17 protein-coding genes are annotated in these 21030 nt (G+C 63.9%); all 17 read right to left on the bottom strand.

Features of this window, described 5'->3' with window-relative positions:
* A partial coding sequence (locus A6M56_RS20755) for an LON peptidase substrate-binding domain-containing protein (protein ID WP_286758376.1) occupies nucleotides 1-1170 on the bottom strand: 1170 nt, incomplete at its 3' end.
* Nucleotides 1171-1380: 210 nt separating this feature from the next.
* On the bottom strand, nucleotides 1381-2655 hold the full coding sequence (gene clpX / locus A6M56_RS20760) for an ATP-dependent Clp protease ATP-binding subunit ClpX (protein ID WP_045786899.1): 1275 nt from the start codon (nucleotides 2653-2655) through the stop codon (nucleotides 1381-1383).
* A gap of 187 nt (nucleotides 2656-2842) precedes the next feature.
* Entirely contained in the window at nucleotides 2843-3490 is a 648-nt protein-coding gene (clpP, locus tag A6M56_RS20765; RefSeq protein WP_045786900.1) for an ATP-dependent Clp endopeptidase proteolytic subunit ClpP, read from the bottom strand.
* A 34-nt stretch (nucleotides 3491-3524) separates the two neighbouring features.
* On the bottom strand, nucleotides 3525-4871 hold the full coding sequence (tig, locus tag A6M56_RS20770; RefSeq protein ID WP_062738521.1) for a trigger factor: 1347 nt from the start codon (nucleotides 4869-4871) through the stop codon (nucleotides 3525-3527).
* Nucleotides 4872-5112: 241 nt separating this feature from the next.
* Nucleotides 5113-7119: a bifunctional tRNA (5-methylaminomethyl-2-thiouridine)(34)-methyltransferase MnmC2/FAD-dependent 5-carboxymethylaminomethyl-2-thiouridine(34) oxidoreductase MnmC1 gene (gene mnmC / locus A6M56_RS20775; RefSeq protein ID WP_102079832.1), complete on the bottom strand. Its 2007-nt coding sequence runs from the start codon at nucleotides 7117-7119 to the stop codon at nucleotides 5113-5115.
* Nucleotides 7120-7183: 64 nt separating this feature from the next.
* Nucleotides 7184-8344, bottom strand: a complete 1161-nt coding sequence (locus A6M56_RS20780) for an aromatic ring-hydroxylating oxygenase subunit alpha (protein WP_062738519.1) — start codon at nucleotides 8342-8344, stop codon at nucleotides 7184-7186.
* 39 nt (nucleotides 8345-8383) lie between these two features.
* Nucleotides 8384-9202: a siderophore ferric iron reductase gene (locus A6M56_RS20785; RefSeq protein ID WP_145997190.1), complete on the bottom strand. Its 819-nt coding sequence runs from the start codon at nucleotides 9200-9202 to the stop codon at nucleotides 8384-8386.
* On the bottom strand, nucleotides 9199-11079 hold the full coding sequence (locus A6M56_RS20790; RefSeq protein WP_102079834.1) for an IucA/IucC family protein: 1881 nt from the start codon (nucleotides 11077-11079) through the stop codon (nucleotides 9199-9201). The genes A6M56_RS20785 and A6M56_RS20790 overlap by 4 nt, the downstream gene beginning before the upstream one ends.
* Nucleotides 11080-11092: 13 nt before the next feature.
* Nucleotides 11093-11686 carry a GNAT family N-acetyltransferase gene (locus tag A6M56_RS20795; protein ID WP_045786905.1) on the bottom strand — a complete coding sequence of 198 codons (594 nt, stop codon included), beginning with the start codon at nucleotides 11684-11686 and terminating at the stop codon, nucleotides 11093-11095.
* On the bottom strand, nucleotides 11676-12914 hold the full coding sequence (locus A6M56_RS20800; RefSeq protein WP_102079835.1) for an MFS transporter: 1239 nt from the start codon (nucleotides 12912-12914) through the stop codon (nucleotides 11676-11678). The genes A6M56_RS20795 and A6M56_RS20800 overlap by 11 nt, the downstream gene beginning before the upstream one ends.
* Nucleotides 12911-14290: a lysine N(6)-hydroxylase/L-ornithine N(5)-oxygenase family protein gene (locus tag A6M56_RS20805; RefSeq protein WP_102079836.1), complete on the bottom strand. Its 1380-nt coding sequence runs from the start codon at nucleotides 14288-14290 to the stop codon at nucleotides 12911-12913. Before A6M56_RS20805 ends, A6M56_RS20800 begins: the two co-directional genes overlap by 4 nt.
* 304 nt (nucleotides 14291-14594) lie before the next feature.
* The gene (locus A6M56_RS20810; protein ID WP_233902575.1) at nucleotides 14595-16796 is read right to left on the bottom strand and encodes a TonB-dependent siderophore receptor; all 2202 of its coding nucleotides are present in this window, start codon (nucleotides 16794-16796) and stop codon (nucleotides 14595-14597) included.
* Nucleotides 16797-16879: 83 nt separating this feature from the next.
* On the bottom strand, nucleotides 16880-17389 hold the full coding sequence (locus A6M56_RS20815) for a sigma-70 family RNA polymerase sigma factor (RefSeq protein ID WP_045786908.1): 510 nt from the start codon (nucleotides 17387-17389) through the stop codon (nucleotides 16880-16882).
* A gap of 143 nt (nucleotides 17390-17532) precedes the next feature.
* Nucleotides 17533-17727, bottom strand: coding sequence for a hypothetical protein (locus tag A6M56_RS20820; RefSeq protein ID WP_045786909.1), 195 nt, complete (start codon nucleotides 17725-17727; stop codon nucleotides 17533-17535).
* 162 nt (nucleotides 17728-17889) lie between these two features.
* On the bottom strand, nucleotides 17890-18318 hold the full coding sequence (cyoD, locus tag A6M56_RS20825; protein WP_045786910.1) for a cytochrome o ubiquinol oxidase subunit IV: 429 nt from the start codon (nucleotides 18316-18318) through the stop codon (nucleotides 17890-17892).
* Entirely contained in the window at nucleotides 18315-18977 is a 663-nt protein-coding gene (cyoC, locus tag A6M56_RS20830) for a cytochrome o ubiquinol oxidase subunit III (RefSeq protein WP_082062895.1), read from the bottom strand. Before cyoC ends, cyoD begins: the two co-directional genes overlap by 4 nt.
* The gene (gene cyoB / locus A6M56_RS20835) at nucleotides 18970-20973 is read right to left on the bottom strand and encodes a cytochrome o ubiquinol oxidase subunit I (RefSeq protein WP_045786911.1); all 2004 of its coding nucleotides are present in this window, start codon (nucleotides 20971-20973) and stop codon (nucleotides 18970-18972) included. The genes cyoC and cyoB overlap by 8 nt, the downstream gene beginning before the upstream one ends.
* Between the last annotated feature and the right edge of the window lie 57 nt (nucleotides 20974-21030).

The raw sequence follows: 21030 nt of genomic DNA on the forward strand, positions 1-21030 counted from the left end.
CTCGTCGCGCACGCCACCCAGCGCCATGCGCACGAACTTGCGGTTCGTCGCACGCGCCACCGACTGGCCCAGCGAAGTCTTACCGACGCCCGGCGGCCCCACCAGGCACAGGATCGGCGCCTTCACCTTCTCGACGCGCTGCTGCACTGCGAGGTACTCGAGAATGCGTTCCTTGACCTTCTCCAGACCGTAGTGATCCTGATCCAGCACCTGCTCGGCGTTCGCCAGGTCATTGTTGACCTTGCTCTTCTTGCGCCACGGCAAGCCGACCAGCGTGTCGATGTAGTTGCGCACGACGGTTGCCTCGGCCGACATCGGCGACATCAGCTTGAGCTTCTTGAACTCGGACTCGGCCTTCTTCTTGGCCTCCTTCGGCATGCGGGCGGCCTTGATCTTCTTGTCCAGCTCTTCAAGATCGGCGCCTTCTTCGCCTTCGCCCAGTTCCTTCTGGATGGCCTTGACCTGCTCGTTGAGGTAGTACTCGCGCTGGCTCTTTTCCATCTGGCGCTTGACGCGGCCGCGGATGCGCTTTTCCACCTGCAGGATGTCGATCTCGCCTTCCAGCTGCGACAGCAGGCTCTCCAGACGTTCGGTCACGTTGAACATCTCGAGGATCTTCTGCTTCTGCTCGAGCTTGATCGGCAGATGCGCGGCGATCGTATCCGCCAGGCGACCCGGCTCGTCGATGCCCGACAGCGAGGTCAGGATCTCCGGCGGAATCTTCTTGTTCAGCTTCACGTACTGATCGAACTGCGACACGATGGCGCGACGCAGCGCCTCGGTCTCGGCCGATTCAGTGGGCTCCGGACCGACGGGCACGGCTTCGCAGAAAAAGTGCGATTCGTCGTCGGTGACGGACAGGATGTTGGCGCGCTGCGTGCCCTCGACCAGCACCTTCACGGTGCCGTCCGGCAGCTTCAGCATCTGCAGGATGTTGGCGATACAGCCGACCTCGTAGAGGTCCTTATCGGTCGGCTCATCCTTGGCCGCCGTCTTCTGGGCAACCAGCATGATGCTCTTGCCCGCCTCCATCGCGGCTTCGAGCGCCTTGATGGACTTGGGGCGCCCCACGAACAGCGGAATCACCATGTGCGGAAACACCACCACGTCACGCAGCGGCAACAGCGGCAGGCGAATCTGCTCAGCGGGTAAAAGTTGGGTTCCGGACATTATTTTCCCCAGAAAGTCATGTAAGGGCTAAATTGGGCGCGGCAACGTTTTTACAAGACCGTTGCTGCAAGTCGCATGCCGACCCGGTTTCCCGAAGCAAAAAAAGCCGCTCGCGTGCGAACGGCTTCCTGCATGGGACGCATACGGCGCATCCCGGCCGAGCATTCGCGTCAGAACCAGCACAGCCCCGGTGGGGCCGTGAGCCGGCTCTCAGTTGGAACCTGCAACCTTGGGCTGCTCTTCGTAAATCAGCAGGGGCTTGCCGTCGCCGGAGATCGTGCTCTCGTCGATCACCACCTTCTGCACGCCCTTGTGGTTAGGGAGGTCATACATCACATCCATCAGCGCATGCTCGACGATGGAACGCAGACCGCGCGCCCCCGTCTTGCGCTTGATCGCCTTGCGGGCAATCGCCGTCAGCGCGCTTGGACGGATTTCCAGCTCCACCCCTTCCATCGCCAGCAGCTTTTGATACTGCTTGACGATTGCATTCTTCGGCTCGACCAGAATCTCCATGAGGGCTGCCTCATCGAGCTTGGCCAGCGTCGCCACCACGGGCAGACGGCCGATCAGCTCGGGAATCAGGCCGAACTTGATCAGGTCTTCCGGCTCCACCTGGGGCAGCACTTCGTTGACGTCGCGTTCTTCCTTGCTCTGCACTTCCGCGCCAAAACCGATGCCGGTCTTGTCCGAGCGCTGCATGATGATCTTCTCCAGACCGTCGAATGCCCCGCCGCAGATGAAAAGGATATTGGTGGTGTCAACTTGCAGGAAATCCTGGTTAGGATGCTTGCGGCCACCTTGCGGCGGAACCGACGCCATCGTGCCTTCAATCAGCTTGAGCAACGCCTGCTGCACACCTTCGCCGGAAACATCCCGCGTGATCGAAGGGTTATCCGACTTGCGCGAGATCTTGTCGATCTCGTCGATGTAGACGATGCCGCGCTGGGCCTTGTCCACCTCGTAATTGCAGTTCTGCAGCAGCTTCTGGATGATGTTCTCGACGTCTTCGCCAACGTAGCCGGCTTCGGTCAGCGTGGTGGCATCGGCGATGACGAAGGGCACGTTCAGCAGACGTGCCAGCGTTTGCGCAAGCAGGGTCTTGCCCGAGCCGGTCGGCCCGATGAGCAGAATGTTGCTCTTGGACAGCTCGACATCGTCCTTCTTGCCGAGGTGCTTCAAACGCTTGTAATGGTTGTAGACCGCAACCGCCAGGATCTTCTTCGCCTGCTCCTGACCAATCACGTATTGGTCAAGGCTCTGTCGAATCTCGTGCGGCGTGGGCAGGTCGGACTTGACGGCCAGGCCACCTTCCTTTTCGGAGATGGCGGCCTCATCCCGGATGATCTCGTTGCACAGGTCGATACATTCATCGCAGATGAAGACCGAGGGGCCGGCAATCAGTTTCTTGACCTCATGCTGGCTCTTGCCGCAGAACGAGCAGTACAGCAGCTTTTCGCCAGTCGAGCCTTTCTTGTCCGCCATAACGATAACCAGTAGTTCCTGGCAGCATCATACGCCAAATTATCTGGCGACGATCCGCAGGTGTTGTACAAAGCAAAAACGAGGCGCGAAGCCTCGTTTTTGACACCGCTTGACATGTTTGGTGCAACCGCCGGTGTGCCGCGCGCGACACCGGCTACCGTGCACACGCGTGCGCCCTCCCGATACTTCAGCGCTTGCTGATGACCTGGTCGATCAGGCCATACTCCTTGGCCTGCTCGGCGCTCATGAAGTTGTCGCGATCGGTATCGCGGGCAATCTTGTCGACCGGCTGGCCGGTCACCTCGGAGAGCACCGTGTTCAGGCGCTCGCGCAGATACAGAATCTCGCGGGCCTGGATTTCGATGTCCGAAGCCTGACCGCGTGCACCGCCCAGCGGCTGATGAATCATGATGCGCGAGTTCGGCAGCGCCAGGCGCTTGCCCTTGGCACCGGCTGCCAGCAGAAAGGCGCCCATGCTGGCGGCCATGCCCATGCACAATGTCGACACGTCCGGCTTGATGAACTGCATCGTGTCGTACATCGCCAGGCCGGACGACACCGACCCGCCGGGCGAGTTGATGTACAGCGAGATGTCCTTGTCCGGGTTCTCGCTTTCGAGGAACAACAGCTGTGCCACCACGAGGTTGGCAGTCTGGTCGTTCACCTCGCCCACCATGAAGATCACGCGCTCCTTGAGCAGGCGCGAGTAGATGTCATAGGCGCGCTCGCCGCGGCCAGACTGCTCGACCACCATCGGCACCAGACCGAGCCCCTGCGTTTCGAGCGCGGAAGCCTGGGTGCGGGCGAGTTGATCGATCAGTTCATTGCGGATCATGCGGTTCTCCGGTGCTTAAACTCAGCGGGTCGAATCAGCCTTGCGCCGGCGTGGCGGTCAGCTCTTCGAACGACACGGTCTTGTCGGTGACCTTGGCCTTGTCGCACACAAAATTTACCACGTTGTTTTCGAGCACGTAGGCTTCCATCTCGGCCAGGCGCTGCTGGTCGCCGTAGTACCAGCGGATGACTTCCTTCGGATCCTCGTAGCTCTTGGCGAACTCTTCGATCTCGGCCTTGACCTGCTCCGGCTTCGCTTCCAGGCCGTTGGCCTTCACGACTTCGGCCAGCACCAGGCCCAGCTTCACGCGGCGCTCGGCCTGCTGCGCAAACATCTCGGCCGGGATCGGCATGTTCTTGGCATTCGGCATGCCGCGCGCTTCCAGATCGCGGCGGGCCATTTCCACCAGACGCTCCTGGTCTTGCTCGACCAACGACTTCGGCACGTCCAGCTCGGCCACCTTCAGCAGCGCTTCCATCACCTGATCCTTGAGCAGCGCGTGCGTGCGGCGCTTGACTTCACGCTCCAGGTTTTCGCGGATGTCGGCGCGCATCTTGTCGAGGTTGCCGTCGGCGATGCCCAGCGATTGCGCGAAGGCCGCGTTGACTTCCGGCAGGTGCGCCCACTCGACTTGCTTGAGCGTGACGGTGAACTCGGCGGTCTTACCGGCAACGTCCTTGCCGTGGTAGTCCTCGGGGAAGGCCAGCGGGAAGGTCTTCGACTCGCCCCGCTTCAGGCCCAGCGTGGCTTGCTCGAACTCGGGCAGCATGCGGCCCTCGCCGAGCACGAAGCTGAAGCCTTCGGCCTTGCCGCCGGCAAACTCCACGCCGTCGATCGTGCCGACGAAGTCCACCGTCACGCGGTCGCCGTTCTGGGCGACGGCTTCGCCGCCGTCACCGTGCTCGCCGGCCTCGCCGCGCGGGTGGTAGTGCACGCGCTGCTTGCGCAGGATGTCGATGGTCTTGTCGATTTCGGCGTCGGTGATCTCGGTCTTGGTGCGGGTCAGTTCTGCACCGGCCAGGTCGCCGATCTTCACCTCCGGATACACCTCGAAGGTGGCGTCGAAGGCGAACTGGTCATCGGCCACGCCTTCGGTCTTCAGTTCGAAGCGCGGTTGGCCGGCAACCTTCACGCCCTGCTGGTTCGTGATGTCGAAGAACTGGCGGGCGGCCTTGTCGAAGCGCACCTCGAGTTCAACCTGCTGGCCGTACTGCTTTTCGACCATCTTCATCGGCACCTTGCCCGGGCGGAAGCCGGACATCTTGACGGTCTTGGACAGACGCGCCAGACGGCTTTGCTTCTCTTGCTCCACTTCGGCCTTCGGGACGGCCAGGGTCACCTTGCGATCGAGTTTGCCGAGGTTTTCAATGACAGTCGACATGGTCGTAATTCCAGATTCAGAAGAAAGTTGCGTCGAACGGCGCAGCGCCAGCAGCAGCCGTGGTTCAGTTCTTGGTCTTGCCGGGCTTGCACCGAATGCGACGCGCGGGCCGCATGGGCGGCTTGAACGGTGCAATGGGCGCGTTCGGGCTGGCAAACGCAAAACGCATATTATGGCATGGAACGCTCGCCAGCCCTGATTTTTGGGTCGGAACGCTTGGAAAAGCCCTACAGATCGTGCGCTAGTCGAGCGTGCCCGCGGGGTCCGTTTCAGCGCGGGTGGCGCCCTGCCCGTGGCGCAGCGCGCGCAGGATGAAACGGCGTGGGTCGAGCGCTGCGGCCAGGTCGGCTTCCAGCGGCAGCGGTCCGCCGTCGATCTGTGCCGCGAGGAGCTCCGCGCCCAGTACCGACCATGTGAGGCCGCGCGAGCCATAGGCCAGCGCGGCGTACAGCCCCGGCACACGCGGCACGGCCGCATGCGGCCCGCGCAGGCGAAAACCGGGCGCCGCGGCCGCCGCTTCGTCCGGAACCGGGCCTATCAGCGGAAGCCGGTTGGCCGACACGCAGCGCAAGCCGACATAGCCGCGCAGCCGTGCGGGGTCGACGCGCGCCAGGGCATCGGCTTGCGCTGGCTGCAGACGCGCCGCGCGCTGAAGATTGGCCGCGTGATCGGCAACGCGCTCGGCAAGGTCGACGTCGCCGGGCTGGAATGAAGACCCGATCCGCACGGTCTCGGCGCCCGGCTCGGCGGGCAGCAGGTAGCCGTCGCCGCAGACGACCGCCCTGGGCCACGCGACGTGCGGTTGCAACGCGTCGATCGGAACATCGGTGAGCTGGCCGCGCACCGGCTTGAGTGACGCCGACGCCAGGGGTGCCAGCCGTGCGGCATCCACACCGTTGGCGAGAACGACGACCGGCGCCGCGGCAATCACCCGGCCTTCGGTGTCCAGCATCTGCCATCGGGCGCCATCCTGCACAAGCGCCTCCACCCGCGTCTTCCAATGCGCTTCGATGGCGCCGCCCGCGGCGGCCAAGGCGGCGCTGCACACGTCGGGCGGCGCGACCCAGCCTGCCTGCGCGAACCACCAGCCGCCGCGCGGCACACTCGCGCCGACATGCTCGGCAGCTTGGGTGGCATCGAGCCATGTGATGTAGTCGGCGGGATAGCCGAGCGCCTGTACGACGCGCTGCTGCTCGATGGCATCGTCGGCGCTCTCGGCGAGCTGCAATACGCCGGTCGCCTGAAAGCCTGTGGCAAAGCCGGCCTGGTCGAGCGCTGCCCAGTGGCGGCGCGCGAGCAGGTTGCCCGCGCGTGAGAGGCGGGACAGCACGCTGTCGTCGATGGACACATGCGGATGCATGGCAGCTGCCCGATGCGCCGACGTGCCGCGCGCGGGGCCCTCGTTGGCATCGATGAGCGTGATGCGCCAACCGCGCGCGGCAAGGCGCTCGGCGACGGAGCAGCCCGCGAGCCCGGCGCCCAGCACGATGGCATGGCGCTCGCTCCAGAGCGGCGCTTCGGCCGGCCCGCGCCGCGTGCGCCAGTGCGTCGGAAACCGGGCGACCGTCATGTCGCGCTTGGTGCCGAAACCGGACGCCTTGCGCGCCTCGAAGCCGGCTTCCTGCAGCCCTCGCCTCACGAACCCCGCCGCGGTATATGTGGCGAGCGTGGCACCGGCGCGCGCAATGCGGGCGAGCTGCTTGAACACGCGCGGCTGCCACAGGTCCGGGTTCTTGGCGGGCGAGAAGCCGTCCAGATAGAACGCGTCGGCCGCGCAGGCGAGTTGCGGCAGCATGTCCATCGCATCGCCCAACAGCAGCGTCAGCGTGACGCGGCCTTGCTCGAATGCGAGGCGATGGACGCCCGGTACCGGCACGGGCCACCCCTGCCGCAATTGCTCGGCCAGTGGCGCAAGCGCTCCGTGCTTCGGGTGCACGACCGACAGGCCCGGGCGATCGAACGGATGCTTCTCGATGGAAACGAAATCGAGCCGGGCGCAACGCTGCGGGTCATCGCGCCACGCGGCCCAGGTCGCCAGGAAGTTCAGGCCCTGGCCGAAACCGGTCTCGACGATGGTGAATGCGCCCTTGCTCTGCCATGCCCCCGGCAGTCCGTTGCCGCCCAGAAAGACGTGCCGTGCCTGTGCCAGGCCGCCTTCAGTGCTGTGATAGACGTCGTCGTACTCGGCGGAGAACGGCGTGCCGTCCGGCGTGAGCTGAGGCGTGGCGAGAACGAGGCCGCGTGGCATGAAACACCCTGGAAGGAAGCAGCGGATTGTACCGCTGCATGCCCTCCATTCGCGCCCCTGCCGGTCACACGTCGGCAATGGGCAGCGTGCCCATGATGCGGCGGTACCACGCATGGAAATGCCGCATGCCATCTTCCAGTGGCGACTGGTACGGGCCGGTTTCCGACACGCCGCGCGCCATCAATGCGCGGCGGCCGGCATCCATGCGCTCGCCGATCTCGTCGTCTTCGACGCACGTTTCCATGTAGGCCGCGCGCTGCGCTTCGACAAACTCGCGCTCGAACGCGGCGATCTCTTCCGGGTAGTAGAACTCGACCACGTTGACGGTGTCCTGCGGGCCCTTCGGATACAACGTCGAGAGCACCAGCACATGCGGATACAGTTCGATCATGTGGGTCGGGAAGTACGTCACCCAGATGGCACCGAAATCGGGCGATGTGCCGCAACGGTAATCGAGCAGCCGGTCATGCCATGCGCTGTACACGTCCGATCCGGGCTGGCTCAGCGCCTGGTGGATGCCCACGCGCTGCATGCTGTACCAGTCGGCAAACTCCCACTCCAGGTTGTCGCACGTGACGAAGTGGCCCAGTCCCGGGTGAAACGGCGCGACGTGGTAGTCCTCCAGATAAACCTCGATGAAGGTCTTCCAGTTGTAGTTGCACTGGTGCACCTCGACGTGGTCGAGGACGTAGTCGGCGAAGTTGAACTCCGGGCGCGCGAACAACGGCGCCATGTCGCGTGCCGGATCACGCGGGCCTTCGAACAGCAGCCCATGGCAGTTGCGCAGCGTGAAGCGCTGCAGGTTCTTGCACGGCGTGCTGCCGAACTGCGGGGCTCCGATCAGCTCACCGCGATCGGTGTAGGTCCAGCGGTGCAGCGGGCAAACGATGTTGCCGCCCGCCGCGCGAAGATTGCCGGTGACATTGGCAGGGCCGGCGACGTTGCCGGCCTCGCCGCCGAGGATGAGCGCCTGCCGGTGGCGGCAGACGTTCGACATCAGCTCGACGCCGCCGGCATTGCGCACCAGCACGCGTCCGCCGCCCTCATGGGCAAGACGGCGCCAGTCGCCCGGTTCCGGCACGGCTTTCTCGTTGCCGACATAGCAGGCGGATTGCTTGAAGATGGTGTCGAGTTCGAGCGCGAACAGATCGTCGTCAAAGTAGGCGGCGACAGGCAACTGGGTATGCGCTGGCATCACGTGGGCCAGGCGTCCGATATCGGTCATCGGGGCTCCAACATGGTTGGCAGTTGAACGAGACGCGCGCTACGGCACCTCGGCCAGCAGGCGGGCGATGCGCGCGTCGATGGAGAGTTTTGGGCAGGTGCTGCATTTCTCGCCGTCGCGACGGCGGAAGTGGTGGCAGCAGACCTTGCGATCAAGCGCCAGCGCCGGCGTGCCATCGCGGGCGCGGTAGGCGAAGAAGCCGCAGCCGCCTTCGATGCCCAGCCTGCTGAGCCATGCCTGCCCGGCGTCAACGACCGCGGCGTCCGACATGGCCACATGCGGGCGGACGGCCATGAGCGCGCCGAGCACGCATTCCGCCTGCAGCCGATCGGCAGCGCGATCGTGCAGCGCAATCATGGGCTGGAGTGCACGGCGCATCGCTGCGCAGAACTGGCGGAGCTCTTCCGCCGCCGCATCCATCCGCCGGGCAAACGTGCCATCGAGCGGCACATGCGTCGGCAGATGCATGCCGCTCGGGAAGCCGCTCTTCACGGGTTGCGCGAGACCCGCGAGGCGCGGCACCGGCGCATCGAGATGGACGGCGATCACGCAGGCATAAATCGGCTGCCAGATCGCCAACCCCCAGCACCGCAGCGCAAGGTAATGCTTGCCCGCCTCCGGATGCGCACGCGCCCAGTGGTCGCACAGGCCCTGCAATGCGCTGGTTTCACCAACCCGCAACGCACCGGCCGGCACCGCGCCGCCCTGCTCGCCACGCAGGCTCGGCACCACGCGGCGCACGGTTTCGAAGGTGCGAGCGAGGCCGGGATCGGGCATCGGCGACGCAAACCACGCGCGCGCGACCACGTCGCCGAAGCCGACCAGTTCCTGGGCAAACGCCGGCATGACGCTTGTCACGCAGCCGCTTCCACCGCCTCGACCGGCGCAGCCTGGGGCGCTGCGCGACGGAACTTGGCGATCGGGTTGACCAGGTTGCCGGCCATCTTCAGGCTCGATGCCGGATCGGCCAGGTTCACCATCTGGACATTGTTGCCGAGCTGCAGACGATTCAGGCACGAGTGCAGGAACTCGGGCACGAACATGTCGTAGTGCGCGTACTTGGCAGCGCGCTCCGGATGGGCGTCCTGGTAGTCGTACACGCAGTCGGCCACCGCGCCCCAGAACTGGTCTTCCGTGCAGCAGTGGTTTTCCACCAGCACGTGGTTGATGTGGCGCAGCACACCGTCGAACACGTCGATGAAGATGCCGAGCAGCTTGAAGTTGTCGGGCACCTCCACGGCCAGGCGCTGCACGCGCTCGGGCAGCCACTCGCGCGCCTTGATGTCTAGGATGGCTGACTCCTCCGCAATGTCTTTCATGATGGCGCGCACAGGCACGTAGTCGTCCATGACGAGGATGAGGTTTTCGCCGTGCGGCATGAAGCTCAGCTCATACGCGTAGAAGCAATGCAGCAGCGGAGTCAGATAGGCCTGCAGGTAGCGGCGCACCCAGGTGATGGCCGGCAGGCCCGACCGGCGGATCAGCTCGGGCATCAGCGCAACGCCATCCTTGTCGACGTGCAGTAGCGCGGCCATCGTCATCAGGCGCTCACCCGGCCTGAGCAACGGCAGCGGGTTCTCGCGCCACAGCGCGGAGAACATCTTCTTGTACGGCGTATCCACCGGAATGGCGGCCTCGTAATAGAAGTTGCGAAAACCGATCGCGGCAACTTCCTGCAGGATGGTGAAACCGTTCTCGCGCAGGAAGGCGTCATCGGCCACCAGCCCCTTGATGAACTCGTTGATGGCCGGGGTGCCCGACATGTAGTACGGCGACAGCCCGCGCATGAAGCCCATGTTCAGGATCGAGAGCGACGTCTTCACATAGCGCCTGGTGCGGTCGCTCGTATTGAAGAACGTACGAATGGACTGCTGCGCGATGTAGTGGTCGGCGCTGTAATCGAGGCAGATGATCTTGCGCTGCGCCACGTAGCCGGCAAACGCGATGGAGAGCTTGTTGAACCACTGCCACGGGTGCGCGGGCATGAAGTGATAGTCGGCCGGGTCGACGCCCTTGGCGGCCACCTGGCGCGTGAAGTCATCCACCGTCTCCTGGCCGAGTTCTTCGGCCAGCAGCTGCGCATAGCTCAGCGTGGAAAGCGTCGACGGCGTGGCGTGGTCCTTGTGCACGGCCAGCCAGATGACGCGGATGTCGGAGCCGGCTTCCGGCGCGTAGGCCTGATAGTCGACCGCATTGAAGCCCAGCCGCCCGTTGTTGGCGACAAAGCCGGGGTGCCCTTCCATCATGGCCACCTCGATGGTCTGGAAGTCGGTGGCCTCGGCCAGTTGCGCGCTGCTCGGGGCATCGGCCTTCATCCGCTTGTAGGCGCTGCCGAAGAGCGTGCTGCTGATCTCGTCGAGGTAGATCGGCAGCAGATCGTCGCGAATGCCGAGGCGCTGCCGGCATTCGATGATGAACTGCAGCGCGTCGAGCGGCTGCTCAACTCCGTCCGCCAGACGCCGGATCGACTCGGGCTTGATGGACCAGTGCCGCAGCGCCAGGCGCTGGGCTTCGAACTGGTGGCACACCTTGCCGTCGTCGGAGAACACCTGGTACAGCGCAAAGCCGTCGGTGGTGTCTCGCAGGTGCTCGGGTTCGAGGATGATCTCGTGCGCGTATTCGGCAATCGCCTTGCGCAGCAACAGGCGGTTGGCCTGCGCCCAAACCTCGGGGGTGAGATGGGCCGCAGCCTGCGCCGGGTGTTGCGAGAGATGGTTCTGGAGGGTCACGTTCATGGCAAATCCTTTCTTAAGCGATGGCGGCGGTGGCCTGTTCAAAATCCCGCCGGGTGCAGAAGGCGAGGCTGGCGATCTTTTCGGTAAATGCGACGTTGCGGCCGTAGACGAAACCGGCCGCGCGGTTGATGGCATGGATGCGTTCGTTGTTGGCGTCGGGCTCCACCACGATGCGCGCGGCACCCAGGTGTTCGAACATGAAGCGCATGAGGGCGAAGAACACCGTGCGCGTATAGCCGGCCACCCGAACCTCCGGCGGCCCGACGAAGATGTGCATGCCGAGGTCACCTGGCTGCACGTCGTAGAACGCGCGGATGCGGTCGTGTGCAGGGTCGTAGCACTCGGCCAGGAAGACCGGGCGGCCGCCCTGCCAGACGAGGTAGGCGGTCGCGTGGCCCGAGTCCATCAGATCCTGGTAGATCTGTGCGATCTCAGCCTCGGTCTTGTCGCGCATGAGCCAGAACGATGCGCGCTCGGGCTGGAACCAGCGATGCAGCGTCGGGATGTCTTCCGGAATGCGCAGCAGGCGGAAGGTGTAGCCCTGTGCATCGGTGTACGGCCGATGCGCGGCATCGGCGCGGCGGTGGATGGTGTGTTCAGTTTGCATGGGCTGGCGCCTCCAGGCTGCTGGGCTCCGATGCCCTGCCCGCTTCGGCTGCATGGCTGGCGCTGGGCACGTTCAGAATCAGGCGGTCCAGCAGCGCCGTCAGCACGAAGCCACCGGCGGCCAACAGAAACGGCACGTGCAGTCCGTAGCGATCGACGATCGCCCCCGCCGCAAACGAAGACAGCAGCACGCCCAGGTTCTGGAAGAAGTTGGTGATGCTGTAGTCGTGCGCGTAGCGTTGCGGTGTGGAGAGCCGGAACAGGTTCACCTCGAGCTTCACGATGATCTGGAACAGCGCCCAGCCGTACAGCACGCGGCCAAGCACGATCAGCGCAGGGTGAGGCGCCGCGTGCAGCAGCAGGCCCAACGTGCCAAGCAGGAGGTTGCCCAGTGTGTGGTCGGGCAACTGGCCGCCTCGCGCGCGGATGCGCGCATGCAGACGCAGCGCAACGATGGCGACGACGCCCGGAATGGCAAATGCCATGCCTGAAACCAACTCGCTGTCGACGCCCGACACCCGCTGCCAGTACACCGCGAAAAACGGGCGTATCAGGTATGCGCTGAAGTCGAACACCAGCATCACCAGCGCAAGGCGCAGGATCGGCAGGCGATCCCGCCAGCGCGCGCGGGGTGCTTGCGGATCGTCCACCGCCGCGTGCTCGCCCGAATTGACGCGCACGATCTTGCCGCTGCGAATCAGGTACAGGCACACGCCCATCTGGAAGAAATCCCCAGCGGCCATGGCGACGATGCTGGCGCGCGGCCCCCACGCCTGCAGCACGAAGCCGCCCACCACGGCGCCGAAGATGGCACCGAAGTGCACCACCACCGAGAGGATGCCGACCGTGGCAGCGTGCTGGTCCTTGGGCGTGAGCCGCATCATGTACGGATACATCAGCAGGTAGCTGCTCTTGCACATGAACATCAGCATCGACAGCACCCAGTACGTCACCACGTCAGGCGCCCAGTCGCTGAGCAGACTGAACGTGCCCGCCGCGCATTGCGTGTAGACCAGCAGGTGCAACGGCTCCACACGCCGGGCCACGCGCGCCCAGATGGGCAGCGTGCACATCACCGCGATCGAAATGGCGGCCACGTAGGCGCCCACGTGCACCGGGCTTTCCAACCCGTAGCGCGAGGCAAAGAACTGCGGATAGAACGGAATCAGGATCGCATCGCTGATGACGGCAAACGTCGTCATCAGGATGATGTAAAGGCGCAACGTCATGTCGCCACCTCGGCAGTCTCCTCGACAGCGGCTTCAACGGGCGCGGTGGCGGGAGCCTTCGCCGCCAGCGGGATGAACTCCCCCGTGGCAGGAATCGCAAAGTCCTGGATGGCGATGCGCTGCTCGATCTTGTAGTGCTCCACCCCGGTGAGCTCGCGGATGATGCAGGAGTTGCGGTAGCAGCTCATGCCGAGATCCGGGTTGGTCAGGCCGTGCGTGTGCAGCCCGGCGTTCTGGACGTAGACCTCGTTGCCGTTGAAATCGGCGGCGTAGTTGCGCGAGAGCCGGTAGCGGCCTTTCGCGTCCCAGCGCAGACGGTGGCGGATGCCGCTGATGAACGCCGGGATGTTCTGCTCATACCCCGTGGCAAAGACCAGGGCCTCGGTGCGGTGCGCGTAACGGGCGCCGGTGTCGAGCTGCTGGAACTCGGTCTCGTAGCGGCCCGTGGCGGCGTTGTACCGGCAGGCCTGCAGCTCGCAGTTGGTGATCAGGTGCGTGCGCAACGCCCCCGTCTTGCGCCGGTCATCGAGCAGATCGTAGATCTGGTTGATCAGGCTAGCGTTCACGCCCTTGTACAGGCTGTCCTGCTTGCGGATGATGCTTTCCTTGCGGCCATCCGGCAGGTTGAAGAAGTAGTCGATGTAATCCGGCGAGATCATCTCGAGCGTGAGCTTCGTGTTCTCCATCTGGAAGAAGCGCGGCGAGCGCGTGATCCACACGAGGCTGTAGTCGTGCTTGTCGCTCTCCTTGAGCAGGTCGTAATAGACCTCCGCCGCGCTCTGCCCGCTGCCGACGATCGTGATGGAGCGCTTCTCGCGCAGCGTCTCCCGCATGTCCATGTAGTCGGCGGTATGAAGGTAACGGTGCCCGTCGCGCGGCACGCAGGCGGGAAACGACGGTGATGACCCGACGCCGAGCACCAGCTTGCGGGCGCGCAGCACGAACGGTTCGCGGCCCGCGCCGCGGCATCCGCTGACGACATAGCAGCCGTGCGCCGCGTCATACGACAGCGCGCGCACGTCGTGGTGGAAGCGCACGCTGGTGAGCTGCGCGATGACCCACTGGCAGTAGCGGTTGTATTCCGCCCGGCTCAGATAGAAGTTCTCGCGGATGTAATACGAATAGATCTTGCCTTCCTGCTTGCAGTAATTCAGGAAGCTGAACCGGCTTTGCGGGTCTGCCAGGCTGACGAGATCGGCCAGGAATGGATTCTGCAATGTCGCATTATCGATCAGCATGCCAGGATGCCAATTGAATTCCTGCGCACGCTCCAGGAATAAACCATTCAATCCGTCAATAGGCTCGACCAGGCAAGCCAGACTTAAATTGAATGGCCCCAACCCGATTGCAATAAAGTCATAAACATCGGATTTCATCACGCTTGAACCTCCTGATTTTACAAAGGCTGCATTGAAAAACGACGGCAGCAACGCCCCGGCCGGATAAACGCGCACGTTCTCCGTCGGCTGGCGGCATCAGGCCGCGCCTAGGCTGGGTGGATTCAGGTGGGGAATGGATCACGGCCGATGCATGCCGGCCGCTGAATGATCATGGAATATCGCCGAAGCGATATTGGGAATCGACCTGGAATGCCCGGCAACGTCGGAATCGACATTACCGGGCGACAGGACAATCAGAATACTACACGTAAAATATGATGCCTGTATGAAGAAAACCGAATTACCATTGGTACGAAATGGTTGCCATCACGTTGCGCGCATCACCCCAATAACAATAGGTATCGCTCAGGCACGATGCCATGTAATTCTTGTTAAAGAGATTCTTCGCCGACAATTGCAGCTTGGCACCTTTGAGTGACGGATCCCAGCGCGCCAGGTCGATGCGCAGCATCAGATCGACCAGCGTGTACGGCGGCACCTTGAAGCTGTTGGCGTTGTCACCCCAGCTCGTGCCGACATAGCGCAGACCCATGCCAGCGGTGTAGCCGGGCAAGAAGGTCCAATCGAGCCATGCCGATGCCATATGGCGTGGCACCTGGTACGGCGTGTTGCCCACGAAGCCCTCTGCCGAGTCGATGAACTTCATGTTGGTGAACGTGTAGTTGGCCAGCACCGACACGGTGTCCGTCAGCTGCGTGCGCGCCTCCAGCTCCAGGCCGCGCGTGCGGATCTTGCCGCTCGGCTGGTAGTAGATCTGCCCGACAGGCCGCGTCGCCACGTTTTCCTGATCCAGGTTGAACACCGCTGCCGACAGCATCGTGCTCGACCCCTTCGGCTGATAACGGACACCGGCCTCGAACTGCTTGGCCGTCGCCGGTTGCAGCAGGTTGCCCTGCTGGTCTGCCCGCAGGCTCGGGTTGAAGCCGTCGGCATAGCTGAAGTACGGGGCGATCCCGTTGTCGAACAGGTAGACCACGCCCGCGCGCTTGGTGAACTTCGACCCGCTCCACTCCGAGGGCGTGCCTGCGCCAAACAGATTCGATGCCTTGGCGTGGTCTTCGCGCACGCCCAGCGTGAAGCGCCAGCGATCGATGGCAATCTGGTCCTGCAGGTACAGGCCAGTCTGCTCGAGCCAGCGGTCGATCGGCGTTGCGCTGACACCAGTGAGGCCCGGATTGCCGTACACGGGGTTGAAGGCGTTGATCGGGTCTGCACTGCCGGACTCCCAGAAGCCATCCACATGGCGCTTCTGGTAATCCAGGCCGAACAGCATCGTATGCCTGACCGGGCCGGTCGTGAATTTGCCTTCGAGCTGATTGTCGACGGTATAGGCGTGCGTGGCCTCCTTGGCGCCGGAGTAGTAGCGCGTCAGTTCCTCTGCGCTGGCCCAGCCGTAGCCATAGATCTGGCGCAGGCGCGTGTCGCCGAACACATAACGGAAATTCTGGCGCACCGTCCACTGGTCATTGAACGCGTGCTCGAACTGATAGCCGACCATGCGCTGGGTGCGGCGGAACTTCTCGACCGTCGGGTCGCCATCGAAGAAGTACCGCGAGATGAAGCGGCCGTTGCGCGGGAAGATGCTGCCTTCGGCCGGCACGCCGCTGTGGTAGCCGCCCTCCGGGTCATGCTGCAAGTAGGCCTGCAGCAGCAAGTGCGTGTCGGGCGTGAAGTTGATCGCTAGCGATGGCGCAATGGCAAAGCGCTGCTCGCGCACGTGCTCGAACTGTGTGTCCATGCCGCGCGCAAGACCTGTCACGCGAAAGGCCATCACGCCGTTCTGGTCGACCGGACCGGAGATGTCGAACGCACCTTCCAGGCGATTCCGGTTGCCCACCGTGACTTCCACCTCGTGATACGGCTGAAACAGCGGCTTCTTGCTCGTCAACGCCACCACTCCGCCCGGCGACGCGCGGCCATAGAGAATCGAGCCCGGCCCTTTCAGCACATCGATGCGCTGCAGGAAATACGGGTCGATCTGGAACGAGCTATAGCTGCCCTGGTCGCTCATCAGGCGCAGGCCATCGAGCAAGGTGTTGTCGACGCTGCTGTCATTGAAGCCGCGCAACGCCACGTAGTCGTAACGGTTGGATGCACCCACCAGGGCCGTGAACGCGCCGGACGTGTAGTTGAGTGCCTCTGACAGGCCGCGCGGCTTCTGGTCATCCAGCTGCTGCTGGGTGACCACCGAAATCGACTGGGGCGTCTCGATGATCGGCGTGTCGGTCTTGGTGCCGGCCGCGCTCTGTTTGGCAACGAAGCCCTTGCCGGGGCTTTGTGCCGTCTCGCCGCGGCCGACGGCCGTTGTGGCCGGCAGCGTCGCCGTGACCTCGGCGGCCGTACCCTGCGCCATGACTTGCACGGGCAGCACCGCCCCCAGCAGCGCCACGCATGTCAGCCGCGCGGCGAGCACCACGGGGCGCAGCGCCGTATGGCCAGTCGTTTCAGATGGAAAAACCGTTGTGTTGATGTGCTTTGGCATGATGTGTTGGAAGATGCGTGAGGTTTCCATGCACATCGACGAGCCACAGCACAAAAGCGGAACTCGATTGTGATTTTTTTTGCTTACGCCATCGCGCAGCGCTCCGCTGCCTGCACCAGGTACTTGCGCACCATGCGCGTCGACTTGCCGAGCGTCTCGGCAATGCAGGCCTGGGACTGCCCCTCGATGTAGCGCAGCCGGATCGCCTCGCGCGCACTCGATGACAGCGTATCGAGCACCGCGCTCGTGCGCTGCAGCACCTGCGCCTGGGCCAGGTGCTGCTCCGGCGAGGGCGCATGACCGGATGCCGCGCAGCGCAGCGTCAGCGCATCGAGGCAAGCGTCCTCCACCTTCCGCCGACGCGCGCGATCGATCATCAGGTGCTTGGCGGTCGTGGTCAGGTAAGCGCGCGGCTCACGCACCCCCTCGAGCGGGCGCGGGCAGTCCAACACGCGCATGAAGGTGTCATGCAGCACATCCGCGGCCTCTTCTGGGCACGCCAGCTTCTTGCTGAGCCACGCGAACAGCCACGCGCTATGGTCGGCGTAAAGCGAATCGATGTCGTGCAGCGGATCGGACTGGACGGCCTGCATGCGCGCTCCGGAAGGTCAACCGGACGCGCGTATGCAGCCCGCATCCGGCGCCCTTACGAATGAGAATCATTCTCATTGTAAGCGGTGCGAAGCCCATTTTGCAACTGGGGTTCCACACCGGCTGGGATGGGCGACGGGCCGTGCTAAGCGATGTCGCCCGATGCGCGCCGCCGCCACGCCAAGAGTGCGACGGCCAGGGCTGCCACCGACAGGCCGATTGCCAGCCCTGTCATCCGGCCGGAGCGACGCGCCCGGTCGGCCTGTTCGCGCGCCTCGATGGCCTGGCGCACGGTTTCCCAGAACGCCTCGCGGTGCTCGTTCTCGTCAAAGATGGACATGGCGCGGCTCCCCGTCTGGTCTGTGCCATGTCATCGTAGGGAAGGTGGCGCGGGTGTGCCACCGCACGTTCCGTGTAGGCGACCGCTCAGGCCGCGACCGGTCTGGCGGCCGGCACGGCCAGGTGTCGAGCAGTATCTGGATTGCCCTGGCCGACGTCCGTCCTAAGGCGCGCGCGGAGGCAGAATCACGGCCCCCGTATCAGTGGGCGGCCGCATGTGCGGCATCATGTTCGTGTTCAGGTGGTACATCACCCACAGCGAACCCGTGAGCGTGATCACCACGAGCACGAGCGTGAACATCAGCGAGAGCATGTTCCAGCCGCCTTCGGACTTCGCGTTCATGTGCAGGAAGTAGATCATGTGCACCACGATCTGCACGGCGCCGATCAGGAGGATCGCCACCGCCGTGGTCGACGATCGCTCGAACACGTGGCCCATCACGAGCCAGAACGGAACGGCAGTCAGGAAGACGGACAGCACGAAGCCGGTCAGGTAGCCGCCCAGCGTGGCGTGCGGCCCGATGTCTTCTTCGTGATGGTCATGGCTGTGGCCGTCGCCGTGACCGTTCAGCGTTTGATCTTGCGCGCTCATGGCAGCGTCCCCATCAGGTACACAAAGGTAAAGACGCCGATCCACACGACGTCCAGAAAGTGCCAGAACATCGACAGGCACATCAGCCTGCGCTTGTTGGCCGTGATCAGCCCATGCCGCGAAACCTGGAGCATCAGCACCACCAGCCAGATCAGGCCGAACGTGACGTGCAGCCCGTGCGTGCCAACCAGGGCAAAGAACGACGTGAGGAACGCACTGCGCTGCGGCCCCGCCCCTTCATGGATCAGATGCACGAACTCGTAGAGCTCCACCGCGAGGAACGCCGCACCAAAAAGCCCCGTGATGGCGAGCCAGATCTGCAGGCCCGGAATCCGGTTCTGCTGCATCTGTAGCATCGCAAAGCCGTACGTGATGGACGACAGCAGCAGGAACGACGTGTTCAGCGCCACGAGCGGCAGGTCGAACAGTTCCGCCCCCGTCGGTCCACCTGCGTATTCGCGACCGAGCACGCCATAGGCGGCAAACAGGCACGCAAAGATGAGGCAATCGCTCATCAGGTAGACCCAGAAACCGAGCAGCGTGCCGTTGGGCACATGCGGCTCTTCGGTCAGGTGAAACTGGTAACCGCCCGGTGGTACGTCATCCACCGTGGTGGTGCCCGTGGGGGCCGTCACATGCAGCGAGCTGGTATTAGCCATGGCCTGCCATCAGTTGAGTGCGCGCGGCTTCGGTGCGGAGCACGTCTTCCGCCGGGATGTAATAGTCGCGCTTGTAGTTGAAGGTGTGGACGATCGCCGAGAGGATGGTGGCCGCGAACGAGGCGATGGCCAGCCACCAGATATGCCAGATCAGCGCAAAGCCGCAGAGTGTGGAAAGGCCCGCCAGCACGATGCCTGCGGCCGTGTTCTTCGGCATGTGGATCGGTTTGAAACCCTCCTGCGGACGCTGGTAGCCGTACTGCTTCATCTGCCACCACGCGTCGGTGTCGTGCACGAGCGGCGTGAGCGCGAAGTTGTACTGCGGCGGCGGCGATGACGTCGACCACTCGAGCGTGCGGCCGTTCCAGGGGTCGCCCGTGGTGTCGCGCAACTCTTCGCGGCGCAGGAAGCTCACCACGAGCTGAATCAGGAAGCACGCGATGCCGACGGCGATGAGCGCCGCGCCAAGTGCCGCGAGCTGGAACCAGATCTGCAATGACGCATCGTCGAAATGGCTCATGCGCCGGGTCACGCCCTGCATGCCGAGCCAGTACAGCGGCATGAAGGCCACGTAGAAGCCGACAAACCAGAACCAGAACGACGCCTTGCCCCACGACGACACCAGCCGGTAGCCAAACGCCTTCGGAAACCAGTACGTGATGCCCGCCATGAGCCCGAACAGCACGCCGCCGATGATCACGTTATGGAAGTGCGCAATCAGGAACAGGCTGTTATGCAGCGAGAAGTCTGCCGGCGGCACCGCCAGCAGCACGCCCGTCATGCCCCCGATGACGAAGGTGACCATGAACCCCACCGTCCACAGCATCGGCGTCTCGAAGCGGATCTTGCCGTGGTACATCGTGAAGAGCCAGTTGAAGATCTTCGCGCCGGTCGGGATCGAAATGATCATCGTCGTGATCCCGAAGAACGAGTTGACGCTGGCCCCCGACCCCATCGTGAAGAAGTGGTGCAGCCACACGAGATACGACAGCACGGTGATCACCACCGTCGCGTACACCATCGACGCGTAGCCGAACAGCCGCTTGCGGCAGAACGTGGCCACCACTTCCGAAAAGATGCCGAACGCCGGCAGCACCAGGATGTAGACCTCGGGGTGGCCCCAGATCCAGATGAGATTGACGTACATCATTGCGCTGCCGCCCTGCTCGACCGTAAAGAAATGCGTGCCGAGGTAGCGGTCGGCTGCCAGCAGCGTCACGGCGGCTGTCAGAACGGGGAACGCTGCCACGATGAGCGCGTTGGTGCAGAGGGACGTCCACGTGAAGATCGGCATGCGCATCAGCGTCATGCCCGGCGCGCGCATCTTGACGATGGTCACCAGCAGATTGATGCCCGATAGCACGGTGCCGACGCCCGCGATCTGCAACGCCCAGATGTAGTAATCGACGCCCACGTCGGGGCTGGCGAGGATGCCCGAGAGCGGTGGATACGCCAGCCAGCCCGTACGTGCGAATTCGCCCACGAACAGCGACATCATCACCAGGATGGCGCCGCCCGTGGTCATCCAGAAGCTGAAGTTGTTCAGGAACGGAAACGCCACGTCGCGCGCACCGATCTGCAGCGGCATGACGAAGTTCATGAGACCCGTCACCAGCGGCATGGCAACGAAGAAGATCATGATCACGCCGTGCGCGGTGAAGATCTGGTCATAGTGATGCGGCGGCAGGTACCCGAGATTGTCGCCAAAGGCCACGGCCTGCTGGATGCGCATCATCACGGCGTCGGCAAAGCCGCGCAGCAGCATCACGATCCCGAGCACGACGTACATGATGCCGATCTTCTTGTGATCGATGCTGGTGAACCACTCGCGCCACAGGTAGCCCCAGACGCGGTAGTACGTCAGCGCCGCGACAAGCGCGAGGCCGCCGAGCGCGACGACCGCGAAGGTCGCCAGCAGGATCGGCTCGTGGTACGGAATGGCCTCCCATGTCAGGCGGCCAAAGATCAGATTGGCGAGTTCGGAACGCTCGGGCATAGGTGTCACCTGGGCCGATCAAATTTGGCGAAAAACGTCGAAAAGGCGCGCGAGACT

The sequence above is a fragment of the Ralstonia sp. RL genome (assembly GCF_001683835.1).
Lineage (GTDB): Bacteria > Pseudomonadota > Gammaproteobacteria > Burkholderiales > Burkholderiaceae > Ralstonia > Ralstonia mannitolilytica.

Coding starts and splice junctions, on each gene's coding strand:
- clpX (WP_045786899.1), bottom strand. CDS start 2,655: ATGGCGGACAAGAAAGGCTCGACTGGCGAAAAGCTGCTGTACTGCTCG.
- clpP (WP_045786900.1), bottom strand. CDS start 3,490: ATGATCCGCAATGAACTGATCGATCAACTCGCCCGCACCCAGGCTTCC.
- tig (WP_062738521.1), bottom strand. CDS start 4,871: ATGTCGACTGTCATTGAAAACCTCGGCAAACTCGATCGCAAGGTGACC.
- mnmC (WP_102079832.1), bottom strand. CDS start 7,119: ATGCCACGCGGCCTCGTTCTCGCCACGCCTCAGCTCACGCCGGACGGC.
- A6M56_RS20780 (WP_062738519.1), bottom strand. CDS start 8,344: ATGACCGATATCGGACGCCTGGCCCACGTGATGCCAGCGCATACCCAG.
- A6M56_RS20790 (WP_102079834.1), bottom strand. CDS start 11,079: ATGAACGTGACCCTCCAGAACCATCTCTCGCAACACCCGGCGCAGGCT.
- A6M56_RS20795 (WP_045786905.1), bottom strand. CDS start 11,686: ATGCAAACTGAACACACCATCCACCGCCGCGCCGATGCCGCGCATCGG.
- A6M56_RS20800 (WP_102079835.1), bottom strand. CDS start 12,914: ATGACGTTGCGCCTTTACATCATCCTGATGACGACGTTTGCCGTCATC.
- A6M56_RS20805 (WP_102079836.1), bottom strand. CDS start 14,290: ATGAAATCCGATGTTTATGACTTTATTGCAATCGGGTTGGGGCCATTC.
- A6M56_RS20810 (WP_233902575.1), bottom strand. CDS start 16,796: ATGCCAAAGCACATCAACACAACGGTTTTTCCATCTGAAACGACTGGC.
- A6M56_RS20815 (WP_045786908.1), bottom strand. CDS start 17,389: ATGCAGGCCGTCCAGTCCGATCCGCTGCACGACATCGATTCGCTTTAC.
- A6M56_RS20820 (WP_045786909.1), bottom strand. CDS start 17,727: ATGTCCATCTTTGACGAGAACGAGCACCGCGAGGCGTTCTGGGAAACC.
- cyoD (WP_045786910.1), bottom strand. CDS start 18,318: ATGAGCGCGCAAGATCAAACGCTGAACGGTCACGGCGACGGCCACAGC.
- cyoC (WP_082062895.1), bottom strand. CDS start 18,977: ATGGCTAATACCAGCTCGCTGCATGTGACGGCCCCCACGGGCACCACC.
- cyoB (WP_045786911.1), bottom strand. CDS start 20,973: ATGCCCGAGCGTTCCGAACTCGCCAATCTGATCTTTGGCCGCCTGACA.